This window comes from Bradyrhizobium uaiense, from assembly GCF_010811875.1.
Classification (GTDB): Bacteria; Pseudomonadota; Alphaproteobacteria; order Rhizobiales; family Xanthobacteraceae; genus Bradyrhizobium; species Bradyrhizobium uaiense.
The window spans coordinates 1-243 of record NZ_VKHP01000999.1; the positions used below are offsets into that span (position 1 = coordinate 1).

At 64.2% G+C, this 243-nt stretch carries 1 pseudogene; it reads left to right on the top strand.

Annotated elements, in window-relative coordinates:
• Window positions 1-121 precede the first annotated feature (121 nt).
• A pseudogene (locus FNJ47_RS48500) lies at window positions 122-243 on the top strand (molybdopterin cofactor-binding domain-containing protein); the annotation flags it as partial.

Genomic DNA, 243 nt, shown 5'->3' on the forward strand with positions numbered 1-243 from the left:
CTCGGTTGTCTTGTCGTAATGCGCGAGCGCGACGCGCGGCTCCATCGAGACCACCGCGACGCGGGTATTGACGATGTCGAGTTTCGTCACATGCGCGGCGCCGGCGAACGCTGCCTCGATCCTGGCGCGTCTGCTCAATGTGCCCGCCGACAAGGTCCGCATCCTCACCGGCAATGTCGGCGGCTCGTTCGGGATGAAGAACCTCAACTATCCCGAATACACCTGCATCGCGCATGCGGCGCG